The sequence below is a fragment of the Paenibacillus thailandensis genome, from assembly GCF_042685365.1.
Lineage (GTDB): Bacteria > Bacillota > Bacilli > Paenibacillales > Paenibacillaceae > Paenibacillus_AP > Paenibacillus_AP thailandensis.
In genome coordinates this window covers 15,374-34,964 of record NZ_JBHUMY010000002.1, presented here as the reverse complement: position 1 = coordinate 34,964, position 19,591 = coordinate 15,374, and the positions used below count along the sequence as shown (strand labels likewise).

Sequence of the window (19,591 nt, the reverse complement as noted above, 5' to 3'; positions counted from 1 at the left end):
CTTAAAGACGATGCGACCATCCATCACGGCGGAGGCAAAGCCAAGCGGGTTCAAGCCGTCCCGGCGGCTGCGGGCCCGGTGGAGCTTGAAATGGCGCGAAATCAAAGCAAATAAGCACTCCTATGTGCTCCTTGCGCCATATATGCTGCTGTTTGCGTTGTTTACGGTCGTGCCGGTGTGCATTTCCATTCTGATCAGCTTTACGTACTTCAACATGCTGGAGTTTCCCCGGTTCATCGGCTGGCAAAATTATACGCGGCTGTTTCTGGAGGACGACATCTTCCTGATCGCCGTCAAAAATACGCTGCTGTTCGCCCTTATTACGGGGCCGGTCAGCTATATCGCCTGCTTCGTGTTCGCCTGGCTCATCAACGAGCTGTCTCCGAAGTGGCGGGCGTTTATGACGCTTATCTTTTACGCGCCTTCGATATCGGGCAACGTTTATTTCATCTGGCTGATGATTTTTTCCGGCGACCGGTACGGCATCGCCAACGGCTTGCTTATCAAGTGGGGCATCATTCTCGAGCCGATTTTATGGCTGAAGACGGAAGCCTACGTGATGCCGATCGTGATTCTCGTGCAGCTCTGGCTAAGTCTGGGTACAGGGTTCCTCGCTTTTATCGCGGGGCTTCAGACGGTCGACAAGACGCTGTACGAAGCGGGCGCCGTCGACGGCATCCGCAACCGGTGGCAGGAGCTGTGGTTCATTACGCTGCCTTCGATGCGGCCGCAGCTGATGTTCGGAGCGGTGATCCAGCTGACGACCTCCTTTGCGGTCGCCGACGTCTCGATCGCCCTGGCCGGCTACCCGAGCGTGAACTACGCCGCGGAAACGATCGTGACGCATCTGCTTGATTTCGGAACGACCCGGTTCGAGATGGGGTACGCATCGGCGATCGCCACCGTGCTGTTCATGATGATGGTCGGCACCAATCTGATCGTTCAAAAATTGCTGCGCAAGGTGGGTGAATGAAGCGATGCGGATGACGATATCGCTCGGCCGCAGAAAGGTGAACCGTTCTTTTGCGGGCAACCTTTCCATGTTCCTGCTGCTGGCCGCGTTCGGCGCTTTTATGGCGCTGCCGCTTGTGTACGCGATTAACAACGCTTTTAAACCGCTGGACGAAATTTTTATGTTTCCGCCGACCTTGTTCGTGCGGAATCCGACCTTCAACAATTTTATCGAGCTGGTCAACTTGCTGAGCACGTCTTGGGTGCCGTTCTCCAGATATATATTCAACACGGTGTTTATAACCGGCATGGGCATATTGGGGCATGTCGTTCTGGCTTCGGCGGCTGCCTATCCGCTGGCGAAGCACCGTTTTCCGGGCAAAAACCTGATGTTCCAGGTCGTCGTCCTGTCGCTTATGTTTACGCCGGCGGTCACGTCGATTCCGAACTATATGATTATGTCGTGGCTCGGCTGGGTAGACACGTATTGGGCGGTGATCGTGCCGGCGTTCGCCTATTCGCTTGGACTTTATTTGATGAAGCAGTTTATGGAGCAAATTCCCGACGCGCTGCTGGAAGCGGCCAAAATCGACGGCGCCAGCGAATACCGGATATTCTGGACGATCGTCATGCCTAACGTCAAGCCGGCCTGGCTGACGCTTATCATTCTGCTGTTCCAGATGCTGTGGGGCAGCGACGGCAACGGCTTCATCTACAGCGAGCAGCTCAAAAGCCTGCATTACGCCGCGAACCAGATTATTCTCGGAGGCATATCGCGGGCCGGGGCAGGCGCAGCGGTAGCGCTTATTCTCATGAGCGTGCCGATTGCGCTGTTCGTGCTGTCGCAAAGCCGGATTATCGAAACGATGGCTACTTCGGGCATGAAGGAATAAGGAGGGATGCGCGTGCAGCGGGTATGGAAAAGATGGGCGTTTGCGGTTGCCGCCGCATCTCTGCTGTTCGGCTCGGCATCTCCCGCCGCGTCGGCGGCGGCCGCGCCGTACGAAAGCTACAACTATAACTACTGGGGGGAAGCGGTTCCTTCGCCGGCCCCTTATTTGCCCGCCCGAGCGGTAACGGGAGACAGCCTCGGCGTCGGAGGCTTCAAGGAGCCGGGCGACGTATACGTATCGCCGAACGGCCGGATTTACATTCTGGACAGCGGCAATAACCGGATTATCGTATTGGACCGGGACTGGAGCGTGAAGCAGGTTATCGCCGGCTTCGCGAGCGAAGGAGCGGAGGACGGATTCAGCGGCCCTTCCGGACTGTTCGTGGACGACAACGAGCGCATCTACGTAGCCGACACGGGCAATCGGCGGGTCGTCATTTTGGACGGAAGCGGGAAGCTGGAAGGCGTTATAAGCAACCCGAAGTCCGATTTATTTAGCGCCGATTTTCAGTTTGCCCCGCTTAAAGTCGCCGTCGACAAGGCGAACCGGGTCTATGTGGTCGCCCAAGGGGTGTTCGAAGGCATTATGCAGTTCGACGACAAGGGACGCTTCATCGGATACGTCGGCACGAACAAGGTGCGGCGCGACTACACCGAATATATTTGGCGGCTGCTCTCGACGAAGGCGCAGCGGGCCCAAATGGTGCTGTTCATTCCGACCGAATTTTCCAATCTGGATATCGACCCGAAAGGATTTCTGTATGCCACGAACATCGATCCGGGCTCCCGGGAGCCGGTCAAACGGATCAACCCGTCCGGCGAAGACGTGCTGAAGCGGTTCGGCTATTTCGATGTCAGAGGGGATATCCGCTTCCGCAATTCCGTCGGGCCGTCGAAGATGGTCGACGTGAAGCTGCTCGGGAGCGGCATGTACGGCGTGCTGGATTCTACGCAGAACCGGATTTTTACGTATGACGACGAGGGCAATTTGCTTTATGTTTACGGCGGCAAAGGCAACCAGCTCGGGACGTTCAAGACGCCGGTGGCCATTGAGCAGGCCGGCAGCGCGATGCTGGTGCTCGACCGGGGCAAGGAGAGCATTACGGTATTCGAGCCGACCCGGTTCGGCAGCGCCGTCAATCAGGCGGTCAAGCTCCATTACGACGGGGAAGATTCGAAGGCCGTCCCTTATTGGAAAGAAGTGCTGAAGCTCAATTCGAACTACGATATCGCGTACCTCGGCATCGGCAAATCGCTGCTGATGGAGAAGAAAAACAAGGAGGCGCTCGAATATTTCAAGCTTGGCATGGACCGCAAAGATTATTCCGTCGCCTACAAAAGGTACCGCAGGGAAGCGATGAAGGAGCATTTCGGCGCTTTTCTGACCGCTTTGCTCGCCGCAGCGCTCGCCTTCGCCGCGTTCAAGGCGTTTAAAGCCAGAAACCGAAGGAGGGGAAACCGGCATGAAGCAGGATTATATTAAGTTCCCGCTGCATCTGATCGTACATCCTTTCGACGGCTTCTGGGACATGAAATACGACGGCAAGGGAAAGCTTCGGGTCGCGATCTTCATTCTGGCGCTTGTCGCGGTTGCGGTCATCCTGCAGAAGCAATATTCCGGCTTTCTGGTCAATTACAACGATTTGCGGTACTTGAACAGCTTCAGCGACATTTTGACGATTGTCGTTCCTTTTTTGCTATGGTGCGTGGCGAACTGGTCGATTACGACGCTGATGGAAGGAGAAGGAAAGTTCAAAGAGATCGTCATGGCGACCGGCTATTCGCTTGTGCCCATCGTGCTTGTCTATATTCCCGCGACATTGGCAAGCCGCTTTATGGTGATGGAGGAAACGGCTTTCTATTATTTGCTTAACGCGGTTGCGTTTCTATGGTTTGCCGGTCTGCTGTTCGTCGGGACGATGACCGTCCATCAATATACGGCGCTCAAAACGGTGTGGACGATGGTGCTGACGGTCGTCGCGATGGGGCTGATCGTGTTTCTGGCGGCGCTGCTGTTCAGCATGCTTCAGCAAATATACGACTTTGTCGTCAATGTTTACCGAGAGCTTATTTTTCGCGCGTAAAGGAGGCCGCATCCGTGACAAGACGAAAACGATTAACGGCGGTAGCGGCAGGAGCCGCCGCGCTTCTATGCGTTGCGGCGGGAGCGTTGTGGCTCGCGAACCGGGGCGCGCCGGCCGTTAACGCCTCCGAGTTCGTGACGCAGACGCCCTCGACCGCGGACGCAAGGGAGCTTGAATTTTTGCCGGACTCAAGCGAAGGCGTTCCGGGCATGGAGCTGGTTGCCGAGAACGCCAAGCTGTCGCTTTATTACGACCCGGAGACGACGGAGATCGCCGTCCGGGATAACGGAAGCGGGCACGTATGGCGCAGCAATCCGGCGGACCGGCAAGAAGACGCCGCCTCGTCGCCTTACGAGAAGGAAGTGTTGTCGTCCCAGCTGACGATTACGTTCCGGGACGGAGCCGGCACGCTGGAGACGTATCCGAACTTCACGCGGAGCATCGCCGGCAAGCAGTTCAAGGCGGAAAGCTTGAACGGCGGGATCCGGATCACGTATACGCTTGGCGATACGTCGCTTGGCATCGAAGCGCTGCCGAAGCTGATCGGCAAGCGGCGTCTGGAGGAGAAGGTGCTGTCGAAGCTGGACGAGTCGACGGCCAAATACGTCTCCGCCCGCTATTATCCGTCAAGCGGCAATCCGGACGTGCTGGAGCGGCTGGACGGCCAGATCGAGAAGCAGCTCGTGCTGAACAAAATGCTGGCCGCATTTGAGAAGGCGGGTTATACGCCGGAAGATTTGGCTTACGACAATGCGGAGAACGGCATCGGCGCCGGCGGCGGCTCGCAGAAGCCAAGCTTTGTCATTCCGGTCGAATACCGGCTGGAGGAAGACTCGCTTGCCGTTACGGTGCCGCTCAGCCAAGCGGAGGAGAGCGCCGGCTATAAGCTGCGCAGCCTCGATTTGCTTGCCTATTTCGGCGCGGCCGGTACGGAGGAGCAAGGGTACATGCTGGTCCCGGACGGCTCCGGCAGCCTGATCCGGCTGAACAACGGCAAAGTGAAGGAGGAGCAATACGTACAGCGGGTGTACGGCTCCGACCCGAACGACAACAGCGTCAGCCGGGGACAAGTAACCGAGGATGCGAGAATGCCCGTGTTCGGGCTGAAAAGCGGCGACCGAGCATGGTTTGCGGTCATCGAGGAAGGCGACGCCATCGCAAGCGTTACGGCCGACATCAGCGGCAAGCAAAACAGCTATAACCACGTGTTCGGCAGCTTCGCCCTGCGCGGCGAAGACGAGCTGGAGCTGTATACCGGCTCGGAATTGCAGGAAATCCAGCTGCTCAACGACCGGCTGTATGAAGGCGATCTTCGCGTTCGCTACAGCTTCCTGTCCGGCGAGCGGGCGACTTATTCGGGCATGGCCGAGCTGTACCGCAACATGCTTGTGAAGCAGCATGGCTTGAAGCCGCTCGATGCGGAAGGCGGCATTCCGTTCTACCTCGATGTCATCGGAGCCGTCGAGAAGCGAAAAACGCTGCTTGGCATTCCGTACCGGTCCGAAGCGGCGATGACGACCTTCGAGCAGGCAGGCGAAATGGCGGAGCGGCTCAGCCGGGACGGCGTAGGCCGGGTGCAGCTGCGGTATTTGGGCTGGTCCGCCGGCGGCGTCAATCATAAGGCGCCCGTCAGCCCGAAAGCGGACGGCGGATTGGGCGGGCAATCGGGGCTTGCGCAATTGGCCGAGAGGCTGAAGCAAGCCGGCGGAGCTCTATACCCCGATGTGGCGTTCCAGCGCATCTATCGCGATGACGGCGGCTTCGTTCCTTCGTCGGACGCGGCAAGGTTCGTCACGAGAGAGGTCGCTCGGCTGAATCCTTACAACCGCGCCTTGAACCGGATGGACAGCGACCTCGGAAGCTATTATTTGCTGTCGCCGGCGAAGCTGCCTTATTACGCGGACCGCTTCACGGAGCGGTACGGCCGTATGGGCCTCGACAGCGTATCGCTTCGCGACCTCGGCGACGTGCTTAGCTCGGATTACCGGGACGGCCGCGTCGTGCACCGCCAGACGGCGAAGCACATCGTCGAGGAACAGCTCGAACGGCTAAGCGCCGATTATCCCGACATGATGGCGGCAGGCGGCAACGCTTATGTATGGCCGTACGCCAAGCATCTGGTCGACGTGCCTTCGTCGTCGAGCGGATTTGGCATTACCGACGAGGAGGTTCCGTTCTATCAGATGGCCGTGCATGGCTATATCGAATACGCGGGCGAGGCGATGAACCAAAGCGACGAGCAGGACATGCGGCAGCAGCTGCTTCGGGCGATCGAGCTTGGCTCCGCGCCGCATTTTCTATGGACGCACAAGCCGTCCTCGGAGCTGAAATATACGCCGTTCGATACCGCCTTTTCCACCTTGTACAGCGATTGGTACGAGGAAGCGATCGTCTTGTACAAGGAAGCGAACGAGGCGCTGTCCCCGGTAAGGAGCGTGCCGATGAAGGAGCATATCCGGCTTGCGGACGGCATCGTTCAAGTCGTCTACGAGAATGGCGTATCGATCGTCGTCAATTATACCGGCGAACCGGCGACGGTGGACGGCATGACGGTAGCCGCCCGCGGCTACGCGATTGGAGGTGGGGAACATGAAGCCGGCTAAGCTGGAGACGAGCCGCGATACGGCGCGGCCGAAGCTTCGCAAGCTGACGTTAACCCGGCGTCGGGCGCTGCTTGGATTGTCATTTGTCGCGCCTTGGCTGATCGGCTTTCTGTTTCTGTTTGCCGTCCCGCTTGTGCAATCGATCCGGTTCAGCTTCAGCAAGCTGACCGTTGCGGCTTCCGGCTACGAGCTGACGTTTGCCGGATGGACCAACTTCAAGGAAGCGCTTCTGGTAGACGCCAATTTCAACCGGATCCTGACGGGCTCGGTATGGGCGATGGTGTTGAACGTGCCGATGATTTTGTTTTTCAGCTTGTTTTCGGCCGTCATCCTCAACCAGAAATTCCGGGGACGCGCCGCCGCCCGCGCGATCTTCTTCCTGCCGGTCATTCTCGCCTCCAATGCGGTCGCTTCGGCCGAGGCTTCCGGACTGATCAACCTGATCGGCGACGCGGCTGCGGCGGAGGAGATGGGGCAGGCGTCGTCGACGTACAACATCATTTCGATGGTCAGGCTGCTCGCCAACGCGGGGCTTCCGATGTCTTATATCGACTATATTATTGAAGCCGTCATGCGGATTTACGAGATTATAAGCAGCTCCGGCGTGCAAATTTTGATCTTTCTGGCGGCGCTTCAGTCGGTGCCGTCTTCGATGTACGAGGTCGCGAAGCTGGAGGGCGCGACCGCATACGAATCGTTCTGGAAAATTACGTTCCCGATGGTGAGCCCGCTGATATTGACGAACGTCATTTATACGATCATCGATTCCTTCTCGGCCAGCGCGGTTACGGAAACGATCTATACGACGGCGTTCCAGACGCAGAACTTCGGGCTCAGCTCGGCGATGTCCTGGCTGTATACGGTGATCGTCGGCGTTATTCTCGTAATCATCGGGCTGATCCTGTCCAGACGGATCCATTACAATTAACCGCGAACCGCTTGCGAAGAGCATGCCGAAGGGAAGGGGGATGGGCATTTATGGAAGCAAGTGCAGCCAAGCAAGCCGAAATACGTAAGTTTAAGCTGCAAAAAGCGCGGAACAAAGCGGCAGACTGGCTGTTCGGATTGTTCCGGTATTTATTGATCGTCGGCATATCGTTCATTATTATTTATCCGCTCCTGCTGAAGCTGTCCGTAGCGTTCAAGGATAAGCAGGATATTTACAATCCGACGATTTTTCTCGTTCCGGTGCACTTCACCTGGGACAATATCAAGCTGGCGATGCAGGTGATGGATTATTTCCCGCTGCTCGCCAATACGCTGTTGTTCGTCGTCGTGACGACGCTGCTGTCGACCGCCTCCTGCGCCCTGGCCGGCTACGGCTTTGCGCGCTTTTCCTTTCCGGGAAACGGACTGCTGTTCGGTTTTGTCGTCTTGACGCTGCTCATTCCGACGAGCACGCTGATGCTTCCGATGTATTTGCACTTCAGAAGCTTCGATATTTTGGGTATCGTTCAGCTCTTTACGGGCAAGGAAGGCGTCAATTTGCTCAATACGTATTGGCCTTCGGTCATTACGGCGGCTTTCGGGGTAGGGCTTAAGGCGGGTCTGTTCATCTATATATTCAGGCAGTTTTTTAAAGGGATGCCGAAGGAGATGGAAGAGGCGGCCCTGATCGACGGGGCCGGCGGGTACCGGACGTTCGCCCTCATCATGCTGCCGAACGCGGTGTCCCCGCTCATTACCGTCATCCTGTTCTCCTTCGTATGGCAATACAACGATACGCTTTACACGACGCTGTTCATGAGCGAAAGCGCGCTTATTCCGCTTAAGGTCGCGTCCTTGCCGGCCCAGGCGAATCAATTGATTCCGAGCCTGATCGGTATCGGCGGCGCCGGCGTGAAGGCCGATCCGAACCATGTGGCGATGATCGTCGACACCGGCATTTTGCTGTCGATTGCGCCGCTTATTCTCATTTATCTCGTCGTGCAGCGTTATTTCGTGGAAAGCATCGAACGTTCGGGCATCGTCGGATAGAAGAAAGCGGCTGCGCGATTTAGCGAAAGGCGGAGGGATGGGACAGATGGAAAAACGGGAGCGCGCGTTGCCGGAGCTCGCCCTTGGCGAGCCTCGAGCATCGGGGCCGGGAACCGGTTTTCGGTTAGAAGGGGCGAAGCCGTGAGCGCCCGCGCGGTGCGGCTAATTGCCGCGGCGGCAATTCTGATTTTGATTGGCGTTACAGCCTTGCTGGGCTCGTCCGCGACGCCAAGCAAAGCGGCCGTCTTCGAGGCGGAGACGGGGATTCTTGCCGGAACGACGGTAGAGCGATCCGCGGAAGGGTATTCCGGCAGCGGGTATGTGACCGGGTTCGAAGCGGACAGCGACGCCGTCGCCGTGACCGTGCAGGCGCCGCAGCGATCGCTCTACCTTGTGACGGTAGGCTACCGCTCGCCGAGCGGCGACAAAGCGGCGGAGCTGCTGCTCGACGGCCGGCCGTTCGGCCAGCTGCAGCTGAAGCGGACGGAGCGGTTCGCCGAAGCGTCCGCGGGCAAGATGCTGCTGGACAAAGGCGAGCACGTCGTTCAGTTCAAGCGCGGCTGGGGGTATTACGATATCGATTATGTGAAGCTGGAGGCGACGAAGGCTGTGAAGAAGCATGAGGTGACAAGCCGCCTTTCCAATCCGGAAGCGACGGCGGAAGCAAAAGCGTTAATGAGCTATTTGACGCAAGTTTACGGGAAACGGATATTGTCCGGGCAGCAGGAGCTGGACAACGTCGACTGGATCGAAAAGCTGACGGGGCGCAAGCCGGCTGTCGTCGGCTTCGACCTGATGGACTATTCGCCTTCGCGCGCCGAGCGCGGAGCAAGCAGCTACGAGATCGACAAAGCGCTCGGCTGGCACCGGCAAGGCGGAATCGTCGCGTTCGTCTGGCATTGGAACGCGCCCAAAGGGTTGATCGACGAGCCCGGCAAGGAATGGTGGAGAGGCTTCTATACCGACGCCGTCGCGTTCGATCTGGACTATGCGCTGAAGCATCCCGATTCCGAGGACTACGCGCTGCTGCTTCGGGATATCGACGCCATCGGGGAGAAGCTGTCCGTCCTGCGGGAGGAGAGAGTTCCGGTTCTGTTCCGGCCGCTGCACGAAGCGGAGGGAGGCTGGTTCTGGTGGGGGGCGAAAGGCCCGGGGCCGGCGAAGGAGCTGTTCCGGATCGTATATGACCGGCTGACGAACGGGCATAAGCTGAACAATCTGATCTGGGTATGGAATTCGGAGGACCCCGAATGGTATCCGGGAGACGATGTCGTCGATATTGTGAGCGTCGACAGCTATCCGGCCGCAGGCGATCATAACCCGGTCAGCGGCCGTTACGACAATCTGGTTAGGCTTGTCGGAGACAAGAAGCTCGTGGCTTTAACGGAGAACGGGTCGATTCCGGATCCCGATCTTATTTTCGAATACGGCGCGCATTGGAGCTGGTTCAGCACGTGGACGGGGGAGTTTCTGACGGACGGCGTTCACAACGACCAAAGCTTTTTGCAGCGGGTGTATTCGCATCCGAAAGTGATCACCTTGGACGAATTGCCGGATTTGTATGCCGGGCGATAGAGGCGGGCGTTCGGCGATGCGATCCCGATTTTTTTGTTTAACAGCGGAAAATGCCGGGCCGATGCCTATATAATGGAGATGGATGAATTTTCAATAATGCCATGTTTCATCGTTCGGCCCGCTTGACCGTGCCCTTGCCGGGCAATTATGAACACAAACTTCAGGAGGCTGTCATGGTACAATACGCGATGCATTTAACGGAATGGAAATTCAGAGGGAGCGGCGAGGCGGACTGGCTGCCCGCGCAGGTGCCGGGATGCGTGCATACGGATCTTCTTCGCAACGGGCTAATTGCCGATCCGTTCTACGGAACGAACGAGCACGGCCTTCAATGGATCGACAAGAAGGACTGGGAATACGAAACCAGCTTTGACGCGGATCCCGGATTGCTTGCGTCCGAGCACGTCAGGCTGGTGTTCGACGGACTCGACACCTACGCCGACGTTTACGTGAACGGCAAGCATGTGCTCGCGGCGGACAATATGTTCCGGTCCTGGACCGCCGACGTCAAAGGGCTGCTCGCCGAGCGGGACAACAAGCTGTTCGTCCGATTCCGTTCCCCTGTCCATGAGGATTTGCCCAAGCTGGAGCGGCTCGGCTACGATTTGCCCGCCGCTAACGATCAATCGGAGCTTGGCGGGCTCGGCGACCGCAAAATAAGCGTCTTTGCGCGTAAAGCCCCTTATCATTACGGCTGGGATTGGGGGCCGCGCTTCGTGACGAGCGGCATCTGGCGCCCCGTACGGCTGGAAGCATGGTCGGGCAGCCGCATAACGGATTTGTACATCCGGCAAGACGATGTATCCGCCTCGGAAGCGAGACTGACCGCGGTCGTCGAAATCGAAGCCGGCGGCGAAGGCGCCGGACTGCTTCGCGTTCGGACGGGACAGCGGGTATGGGAAGCGGAAGCGGCGCTTGCGAAGGGCGTTCGCACCGTCGAAGTGCCGATCGTCATCGAGCAGCCGGAGCTGTGGTGGTGCAGAGGGCTTGGCGAGCCTCATCTGTACGCGTTTGAAGCGGAGCTGATCGCGGCGGACGGGAGGCGGGCATCCGTCAAGCAAGCGGAAACGGGCCTGCGTTCGGTCCGTCTGGTCAGGGAGAAGGACGAAGCGGGGGCTTCCTTTTATTTCGAGCTGAACGGGGTTCCGGTATTCGCCAAAGGCGCCAATCATATTCCGAACGACAGCTTTATTACCGAAGTAACGGAGGAGCGGTACCGGCAGGAGATCGTGTCCGCGGTCAAAGCGAACATGAACATGGTGCGCGTATGGGGCGGCGGCGTATACGAAGACGATGCGTTCTACAGATTGTGCGACGAACACGGCTTGCTCGTATGGCAGGATTTTATGTTCGCCTGCAGCATGTATCCGGGCGACCAAGCTTTTCTCGACAGCGTAAAGGCGGAGGCGGAGTACAATGTGAAGCGGCTGCGCAATCACCCTTCCGTCGTGCTCTGGTGCGGCAACAACGAGATCGATTCCGCCTGGGCGCATTACGACGAGGATGCCGGCTGGGGCTGGAAGAAGCAGTATACGCCGGAGCTGCGGGAGAAAATATGGGCGGATTACGAAGCCTTATTCCACCGGCTTCTGCCGGACGTGGTCGAGCGGCTGTCGCCGGGCGTCGATTACTGGCCTTCATCGCCGCTTGTCCGCTTATCCGGCGACAAAGAGCAGCATGCGCATCCGTTGACGGGAGAAGGCGACATTCATTACTGGGGCGTATGGCATAACGTGGAGCCGTTTGAGAACTACAAGGCGAAAATCGGCCGTTTTATGAGCGAATACGGCTTCCAATCGTTCCCGGAATACCGGACCGTGCGGACGTTCGCGGAAGAAAGCGACATGGAGCTGGAGTCGGCCGTCATGCTGGCCCATCAGAAAAACGGCAACGGCAACCGGCTGATCAAGGAATATATGGATATCTACATGAAGGAACCAAAAGACTTTCCGTCGTTCCTGTATATGAGCCAGGTGCTGCAGGCCGAAGCGATGAAGACGGCGATCGAAGCTCACCGGCGTAAGAAGCCGTATTGCATGGGCTCGTTGTACTGGCAAGTGAACGACTGCTGGCCGGTCGCCTCCTGGGCGGGCATCGATTATTACGGCCGCTGGAAGGCGCTGCATTATTACGCGAAACGCAGCTTTGCCGATTTGCTGCTGTCGGTCGACCAGTCGGACGACAGACTGGACTTTTACGTCGTGTCCGACCTGAAGAAGCAAGCGTCAGGCGAGCTTCGTCTCCGTCTGTTCGATATGGCGGGCAACAAGCTGGGGGACGCGATGTACGATTACCGGGTAGAAGCGGGGGAATCGCGCATCGTCTGGTCGGCGGAGAAGGAAGCGCTGCTGCAGGAGGCCGACCCGGCCGGCGTCGTGCTGCTCGCGGAGCTTCTGCGCGATGGGCGGACGGTTTGCCGCGACACCGTTTATTTTGTCGGAGACAAAGCGCTGGCGCTTGAGCCGGCGTCGATTCGGGTGAAGCGGGAAGCGAATGAAGACGGCGTCCGTTATACGCTGGAGACGGACCGGCTTGCGAAGCAGGTGTGGCTGTCCGCCGACGCGGAAGGCATATTTACGGACAATTTCTTCGACCTTATACCGGGTGTTCCGTATACGGTGGAATTCCAGGCCGGCACGGCCGGACTCGGAGAGGCGGCTCCGGACGCGGGAGCTCCCGCGGTAACGGCGAGATCGATGATCGATTTCGTGCGCGTCGGCACGCCGGCAAACTAATCGAAACGAAAATCGGCCCGGAACGGCATAACTGCTGCCGTTCCGGGCCGATTTTTTTATGCGGAGAGGGCTTTGCGGCCGGCGTTAATTCGGCGGACAGCCGTTAACCGATCGTAATTTTGCCTTCCGGATATTTGAACAACTCCTTCTCGTTGCCCCGCTTCAGGCTGTACGCGAGCGTAAGCGGTCCAAGCCGCCCGATGAACATCATGATGATGATCAGCACTTTGCCGGGTTCGCTAAGCAGCGTCGTCAGCCCCATCGACAAGCCGCACGTGCCGAAGGCGGATGTAACCTCGAACAAAATCATGAGCAAGGAGGCGTTTGGTTCCGTTACGGACAGCAGCATCGTAAACAAAATAATCACGAACAGCGAAGCAAGGGTCATCGTCAGCGCCTTGTATACCCTCTCGTGCTGCAGCCGGTGGCGGAACAGCACCACGTCTTGCTTGCCGCGCATCATCGTATATACGGCCGCGGCCAAAATCGCGAACGTCGTCACCTTGATGCCGCCGCCGGAGGAGCCCGGGGACGCCCCGATAAACATCAACAAGACGATAAAAAACTGCGTCGCTTGTCTCATCTGGCTGATGTCGAGCGTGTTCGCCCCGCCGGAACGCGGGGATACCGACTGGAACATTGCGCTTAGCAACCGGCCGGAGAAGGAGAGCTGGCCGGTCGTTTTGGCATTTGTGAACTCAAAGACGAAAATAACGATCGTCCCGACCGCAAACAGCAGCAGCGTCGTCGACAGCACGACCTTGGCGTGCAGCGACAGTTTTTTCCGCTTCTGAAAATCGACGATTTCCGCAAGCACGACGAAGCCGACGCCGCCGAGAAAGATGAGCAGCATTACGACAACGTTAACGACCGGGTCGTCGACATGGCGGGTCATGCCGCTGTACGGGCCGTGCAAGGCGCCCATAATGTCGAAGCCGGCGTTCGTAAACATGGATATACTATGAAAAACGCCCAAGTATGCCGCTTCTCCAAGCGGAAGCTCCGCCGACCAGCGGGCGGCGAGAATAAGCGCTCCCGCCAATTCGATCAGCAAGGAATACAACAGCACTTTGCGGATGAGGGAGATGATGCCCTCGAGCGAATGCTGGTTCATCGCCTCCTGCAGCACGAGCCGGTCTTTCAGCGAAATCCGCTTGCGGAACATAAGCGCGAACATTGTGGCCATGGTCATGAAGCCGAGGCCGCCGACCTGCATCAGCGTCAGGATGACGACTTGTCCGAAAACCGAATAATGCGTGCCGGTATCCACAACGACGAGGCCGGTGACGCAAGCGGCCGACGTTGCGGTGAACAAGGCGTCGAGGAACGGCGTCCGGGTGCCGCCCGCGGAAGCTTGCGGCATCGAAAGCAGCAGCGCGCCGAGCGTTATAATCAAGAGAAAGCCCAGCGTCAGCAGCTGGGGAGGGTTTAATTTACGGTAGATGGATTTGACTAGCGACATGGTTGCAATCTCCTTGTTTATTCTCAAAAAGCTAACTCGGGTACCTGGCGATCGTAATCGAAGAGTACGAATAGCGGTTTTGCTCAATTATAACGCAAAATTTTGGTATAATCATTGTTAACCGTTCAGACAGTAAGCAACCGGAGGACATTCATGAAAACAAAATACGTGGCGATCGTATCGCTCGCCGTCATGGCCGCGGGTTTCCTGGCCACAAGATGGCTTCCCGAAAGCTGGTGGGCCAACATGCTGCATACCGGCTTCGAGGCGGGGCTGGTCGGAGGCTTGGCCGATTGGTTCGCCGTAACCGCCTTGTTCCGCCATCCGCTCGGTATTCCGATTCCGCATACGTCCCTGCTTCTGAAGAACAGGAACCGAATCGTAAACGCGTTAATTTCGGCTATGGAAAACGAGCTGCTCAAAAAAGAAAGCATTACGCAAAAGCTGAAGCAGCTCGATCTGTTCAAGCTGCTGGGATCGGCGGCGGTCCGGTTCGCGAGGAAGCGTTCCGTCCGGCTTGGCATCATAAGCTTCGCGCGCTCGGCCGCGGAACGGGTTCCGCTCGATAAGCTGGCGAAGCTCATCCGGCAAGCGGCAGCCGGGTATGCGGAACGCGTGGAGCTTCGGCCGTTGGCCGCAAGCTTCATCGATAAAGCGGCGCGGGAAGGCTGGGACGAGCGGGCGCTCGACTACGCCCTTGCCGAAGCGAGGCAATGGGCGCTGAAGCGCGAAACCGAGGACATGCTCGGCAAGCTGGCGATGCAGAAGCTGGACGAGCTTCGCGTCGGCGGGTTGGCGGGCTTTGCGGTGCAAGCGTTCATCGGGTTTATGAGCGAGGAGAAGCTGGGCTCGATGCTGCAAGGCATTGTGCTTTCCGTTATTCGGGAGTTAAGCTTGCCCGGCGGCAATTCCCGCAGGAAGCTGATCGCGGCTGTCCGGGAGCAAGGCCGCAAGCTGGCGGACAACGACAAGCTGATGGAAGCGGCGCAGCAATTCGTGCGGGAGAAGGCGCAAAGCGAGGAGCTGGAGCTATTTATCGTAAACCGGCTCGCCGAGCTTCGGCAGCTTCTGTACGATTGGCTGGATGAGCAGCAGCGGAACGGGGGACGCATCGTCGTGACGGCTTTGCGTTACGCCGTGGAGCAGGCGGGCAAGCATCGGGAGGCGATGGACCGGTGGGAACGGCTTCTGCTTGATTTTGCCGTGCGCCAAATCGAAGCGAACCATTACCGGCTTGGCGTGCTCGTCCGGGAAAACTTGGACCGGCTCGACGACAAGTCGCTTGTTCGGATGCTGGAAGAAAAGATCGGCAGCGACCTGCAATGGATTCGCGTCAACGGGGCGGTATGCGGATTTCTCGTCGGCATCGTGCTGTCGTTTATTTAAAAGATTTCGTTTATCCACAATGCTTCGTTAGAGGTTTTTTGACGCAAGGAGTGTACCGTTTTGGACATTTTATTGAAAGCAAGGGGAATCGGGAAGCTGACGTCGCGCAATCCGGATCGTTATCTTTTTCGCGATGTCTCGGCCGGCGTCGGCGAGGGGCGCCGGATCGTTCTGCTGGGAGCCTCGGGCCAAGGCAAAAGCACGCTGCTGCGCATCTTCGCCCGTCTCGATGCGGCGGATGCGGGCGAGCTTGAGCTGCTGGGCCGCCCGGCATCGCAGTGGAAGCCGCAGCAATGGCGGCAGCAGGTATTGTACGTGGCTCAACAGCCCGTCATGCTGACCGGCACGGTGGGCGACAACTTGCGTACCGCAAGTATACTGCATGGGCGGCCGTTCGACGAGCCGCTTGCCGAGCAGCTGATGGACGAGCTTGGCCTTGGCGGCATAGCGTGGGACAAAACCGCGGACGAATTATCCGGCGGGGAAAAGCAGCGCGTCGCGCTTGTCCGTTCGCTGCTGCTGAAACCGAAGCTGCTGCTGCTGGACGAGACGACCGCATCGCTCGATCCGGCCAGCAAAGCTGCGGCGGAGCGGCTGCTTCTCGAATGGTCGCGCCGGGAAGGCAGCGCCCAGCTATGGATTACGCACGATTTAAGTCAAGCCCGGGAAGTCGGCGAAGAAGTATGGTTTTTGGAAGGGGGGCGCTTGCTTGAGAAAACGTCCGCAGAGCGTTTCTTTGACAAGCCGGCCACCGGGGAAGCGCGGCGGTTTGTCCAGGCTGCGGCTGACGCAAGGCAAGGAGTGTGAGCCGTGTCCAATGTTGCGCTGATTTGCACGCTCGCTTTCGTTGCGGTTACGGTTGTTTTATCGATCCGAAAAAAGCTCGGGCTCGAAAAAGATATCGTCGTCGGAACGGTGCGGACCGCCGTGCAGCTGCTCTTTATCGGCTATGTGCTCCATTTCGTATTTGATGCGGAGCAGCCTTTGTTTATCGTGCTTATCGTGCTGCTCATGATTACCGTTGCGGCTTGGAACGCCGCCGGCAAAGCAAAGGGGATCAAAGGGCTGCGTATTCGCATCGCCATGTCGCTGCTGTTTACGGAAGCGGTCGCGATGGCTTTGCTGCTGGGGCTTCGGATCATCGAGCCGACGGCTCAATACATTATCTCGATCAGCGGCATCATCGTGGGCAGCTCCATGGTTGTATGCGGTTTGTATTTGAACCGGATGAAGCGGGAGCTGGAAGCTTCGCGCGGCGAAATCGAGGCGCTGCTCGCGCTTGGTGCGTCCGCTCAGCAGGCGATCAAGCTTTCCGCCAAGCGTTCCGTCCGCAGCAGCCTCATTCCGACGCTGGACAGCATGAAGACGGTAGGGCTTGTCCAGCTGCCGGGGATGATGACGGGAATGATCGTGGCGGGCGCGGACCCGATCGAGGCGGTCCGTTACCAGATTTTAATCATGTTTATGCTTGCATCTTCCGCGGCGACGACCGCCATTGTGCTGAGCGGCATGACGGGCGGCATATGGTTTACGGAAGATTTGAGGCTGCCGCGGGACAAGGAAGAGGCGTGAAGCGCGAGCAGCCGAAAGCGGCTTTCACGGCGGACTGCACGGTCCGCCATGAAACCGCCGGCTAGCATGCTAAGTCACCCGAAGGGCGATTTCGTCCGGGCAGTTCTGTACGATCGGCAGTTTATCATCCGAGGCTTTCGCAGTAGGAAAGGAACGTGGGTTCGGGCATGACGGCGAGCGGAACCGGTGGCCCGCAAACCGTCTCACGGCCAGGCTTCGTCGACCCCTTCGAGCTCGGGGAGCCCCGCCTTGCGCCGCTGTTCGATGATGTATTGTACGTAACCCGAATGACCGAGCAAGTCCCGATATCTCGATTATAGCAACAAGGCGACCTTCCGGCACGGAACGTTTATTGTTGACGCTTAACAATTAAAAAAGCGAAATGTAGCATTCGGAGCGAGCCAATAAGGCGAGGTCCTCCGTTTGCCTGCTCAGTGCCTGCTCGCGCTTGGCGTCGATCGGGATGGCTGGCCGAACGCCGGCTAGACGATAAGCGCCGGAGACCGGGTCGTCCTGAAGGACGGATGGAATGTATCCGGCGCGGGCTTCCGCGGAACCGGTCTCGTTCAATGCGCTGCTCTCCCCAAGCTTGCCGGAGCGCACCGCTGCCGGGGAATCTGTCGAAGCCGCGGAGGACGCCTCGACCAAGCTTGCCGTTTCCGCGAAGGCGGGGCTGTCGTTCCCGCCGTCAGTCTCGCTCGCAGCGGCCGCGCTGAAGCCGGCGCCGACGCTTTCCGCGGCGGCGTGAAGCATTTGCCGCAGCCTTTGGTCCAGCGGATGAGCCGTTTCGTCCCATTCCTCCCCGCCGTTTATGCAATGAACGAGGTTGCTGCTCCACTGAACCCAATCCGAAGGCTTCTCCTTCTTCTCGATAAACGTTTCGCTCCAACCGTACCCGTACGCCGTTGTCAAACGCATGCAAACGCGGTAGCCGGGCATATCGACGCCGATCGCCGGAATGACAAACAATTCGATCCGTTTCATGCGAAGCTCCGCCGCGAACGGCAAATCTGCCGTCAAAGCGCCGGGCAGACGTTCAATAAGGGATTCCGCCGGTAAAAACATATTTCTTCTCTCCTTCGTTCGCTTACGAGGTTAGCTGTCGGATTCGGGCTAGAGAGACGCCCTATGCCTGGCTAATGCCAAGCGATTCACCCCAAAGGCAATACCCGTTGCCTTCTAACGAAACTTCTGTATCCGCCTAAGCACGACAGAAGCTTCTTGTGGTTCCCCCGCTTTTTCGTTATCCGAAAAATTCAGCGCAGTTTGGTCGTTTGCCGTTTATATTAAACCCCAATCGCGGCTTTGTAAATGGTTCATTATTCTGTATATGCATTACATTGACCGGAATTTCCCGAATTCTTCGATTTTCGCTGCAAAACTTCGTTATCTCTTCACGATATTCATCGATGCTTATCCTTATTCGGCTGCGCTTGCAGTTGGGTCGATGCCCGATACTTAAAAGACAGATAAGCGGCCGGCACAAATACCGTAAGAGAGAGACATAACGCGAAATAGGGAGAATAATGAAGCTTGATAAAAATGAAAGCGATTAAGCGGAACGGAGGGAGGCTGTTTTAATCCACAGCGGGGCGTACGCGTTCTTTACAGCATCAGAAAGCAGGAGTATGATTCGATTCATGCAAGACGATAACATTTTCCAATCGCTGAGTTTCCGCGATATGCGGAAAACGGGGGAACCAACCGCCCAGCAAGCGTGAATCGCTTGACGGTGCGGAACGCCGGGCCGGCGCCGATGTGAGAGTCGGACAGCCGAGTGCGGCAGGGGTGAATCGTTAGACGGAAGCCATGGATTCCGTCTAACGTAGGGCGACTCTCACCGCCCGAATCCGTCAGCTAACCTCGTAAGCGTCGATCGGGAGAGGATGATGAAGCTTGTGACGTTTTAGACGGGTCACAGGGGTCATAAGGCCTCTGTGGCCTTTTTGCATCTTGGCATCGACATTTCATGACAAACAATCCTTTATCGCTTAATTTTGCCCGTGCGGCAAAAGCGGGGGAACCAATCGGATAGGCAGACGGCTGCATAACGGCTTAACGCCTATCCATGGGGTGAATCGCAAAACAAAGCTTCCAAAACAAGCTTGTTGCGTAGGGCGACTTCCGCGCCCGAATCCGTCAGCTAACCTCGCAAGCGTACTCGGGAGAGGCAACTATAACGCGCGCCGTTCCAGCAGGCGGCGGGGGTCGGCTTCGTCATGGGCGAAGTTTGATTCGCGCTGCCGTCAAGCAGAAGCCGCGGGAGACGTTCCTCTGCTCCCAAGGCTTCTTTTTTTGTGTCCGCAATCTGTTTGGATGGAGGGAAAGCCATGATGGATTTATATATGGTGTTA

At 57.8% G+C, this 19,591-nt stretch carries 14 protein-coding genes and 3 riboswitches; of the genes, 12 read left to right on the top strand and 2 right to left on the bottom strand.

The genetic code is table 11. The features are described 5' to 3' along the window. Window positions 1-10: 10 nt before the first annotated feature. The 9 genes from ACFSW5_RS03525 (at window position 11) to ACFSW5_RS03485 (ending at window position 12,817) form a co-directional block, all read left to right on the top strand. Entirely contained in the window at window positions 11-973 is a 963-nt protein-coding gene (locus ACFSW5_RS03525; RefSeq protein ID WP_379269958.1) for a carbohydrate ABC transporter permease, read from the top strand. Window positions 974-977: 4 nt separating this feature from the next. Further along, window positions 978-1,844, top strand: coding sequence for a carbohydrate ABC transporter permease (locus ACFSW5_RS03520; protein WP_379269955.1), 867 nt, complete (start codon window positions 978-980; stop codon window positions 1,842-1,844). A gap of 12 nt (window positions 1,845-1,856) precedes the next feature. Next, window positions 1,857-3,326 carry a gluconolactonase gene (locus ACFSW5_RS03515; RefSeq protein WP_379269953.1) on the top strand — a complete coding sequence of 490 codons (1,470 nt, stop codon included), beginning with the start codon at window positions 1,857-1,859 and terminating at the stop codon, window positions 3,324-3,326. Next, window positions 3,307-3,927: a Yip1 family protein gene (locus ACFSW5_RS03510; protein ID WP_379269951.1), complete on the top strand. Its 621-nt coding sequence runs from the start codon at window positions 3,307-3,309 to the stop codon at window positions 3,925-3,927. The genes ACFSW5_RS03515 and ACFSW5_RS03510 overlap by 20 nt, the downstream gene beginning before the upstream one ends. 14 nt (window positions 3,928-3,941) lie before the next feature. Next, entirely contained in the window at window positions 3,942-6,530 is a 2,589-nt protein-coding gene (locus ACFSW5_RS03505; RefSeq protein WP_379269948.1) for a DUF5696 domain-containing protein, read from the top strand. Then, complete coding sequence (locus ACFSW5_RS03500) at window positions 6,517-7,458, top strand: carbohydrate ABC transporter permease (RefSeq protein ID WP_379269946.1); 942 nt, start codon at window positions 6,517-6,519, stop codon at window positions 7,456-7,458. The genes ACFSW5_RS03505 and ACFSW5_RS03500 overlap by 14 nt, the downstream gene beginning before the upstream one ends. Before the next feature lie 50 nt (window positions 7,459-7,508). After that, window positions 7,509-8,507: a carbohydrate ABC transporter permease gene (locus ACFSW5_RS03495; protein WP_379269943.1), complete on the top strand. Its 999-nt coding sequence runs from the start codon at window positions 7,509-7,511 to the stop codon at window positions 8,505-8,507. A 141-nt stretch (window positions 8,508-8,648) separates the two neighbouring features. Continuing rightward, window positions 8,649-10,082 (top strand): glycosyl hydrolase, encoded by a 1,434-nt coding sequence (locus tag ACFSW5_RS03490; RefSeq protein ID WP_379269941.1) that lies wholly within the window; start codon window positions 8,649-8,651, stop codon window positions 10,080-10,082. Window positions 10,083-10,255: 173 nt separating this feature from the next. Continuing rightward, window positions 10,256-12,817, top strand: coding sequence for a glycoside hydrolase family 2 protein (locus ACFSW5_RS03485; RefSeq protein WP_379269939.1), 2,562 nt, complete (start codon window positions 10,256-10,258; stop codon window positions 12,815-12,817). A 103-nt stretch (window positions 12,818-12,920) separates the two neighbouring features. On the opposite strand, the gene ACFSW5_RS03480 is transcribed toward ACFSW5_RS03485, so the two are convergent. Next, on the bottom strand, window positions 12,921-14,279 hold the full coding sequence (locus ACFSW5_RS03480) for a TrkH family potassium uptake protein (RefSeq protein ID WP_379269937.1): 1,359 nt from the start codon (window positions 14,277-14,279) through the stop codon (window positions 12,921-12,923). Between the two features lie 153 nt (window positions 14,280-14,432). Here ACFSW5_RS03480 and ACFSW5_RS03475 point away from each other — a divergent pair, with 153 nt between their 5' ends. Genes ACFSW5_RS03475 through ACFSW5_RS03465 form a run of 3 tightly spaced genes read left to right on the top strand, consistent with a single transcriptional unit; the run spans window position 14,433 to window position 17,237 of the window. Further along, window positions 14,433-15,665, top strand: a complete 1,233-nt coding sequence (locus tag ACFSW5_RS03475) for a DUF445 domain-containing protein (RefSeq protein WP_379269935.1) — start codon at window positions 14,433-14,435, stop codon at window positions 15,663-15,665. A gap of 60 nt (window positions 15,666-15,725) precedes the next feature. After that, window positions 15,726-16,472, top strand: coding sequence for an ABC transporter ATP-binding protein (locus ACFSW5_RS03470; RefSeq protein WP_379269933.1), 747 nt, complete (start codon window positions 15,726-15,728; stop codon window positions 16,470-16,472). Between the two features lie 3 nt (window positions 16,473-16,475). After that, the gene (locus tag ACFSW5_RS03465) at window positions 16,476-17,237 is read left to right on the top strand and encodes an ABC transporter permease (protein WP_379269931.1); all 762 of its coding nucleotides are present in this window, start codon (window positions 16,476-16,478) and stop codon (window positions 17,235-17,237) included. 369 nt (window positions 17,238-17,606) lie between these two features. Here the strand turns inward: ACFSW5_RS03465 and ACFSW5_RS03460 are convergent, their stop codons facing one another. Further along, window positions 17,607-18,302, bottom strand: coding sequence for a hypothetical protein (locus tag ACFSW5_RS03460; protein WP_379269929.1), 696 nt, complete (start codon window positions 18,300-18,302; stop codon window positions 17,607-17,609). Window positions 18,303-18,306: 4 nt separating this feature from the next. Further along, window positions 18,307-18,509: riboswitch (cyclic di-AMP (ydaO/yuaA leader) on the bottom strand. Window positions 18,510-18,892: 383 nt separating this feature from the next. After that, a riboswitch (cyclic di-AMP (ydaO/yuaA leader) is annotated at window positions 18,893-19,125 on the top strand. Window positions 19,126-19,215: 90 nt separating this feature from the next. Beyond that, window positions 19,216-19,410: riboswitch (cyclic di-AMP (ydaO/yuaA leader) on the top strand. The last annotated feature ends 181 nt before the right edge of the window (window positions 19,411-19,591 follow it).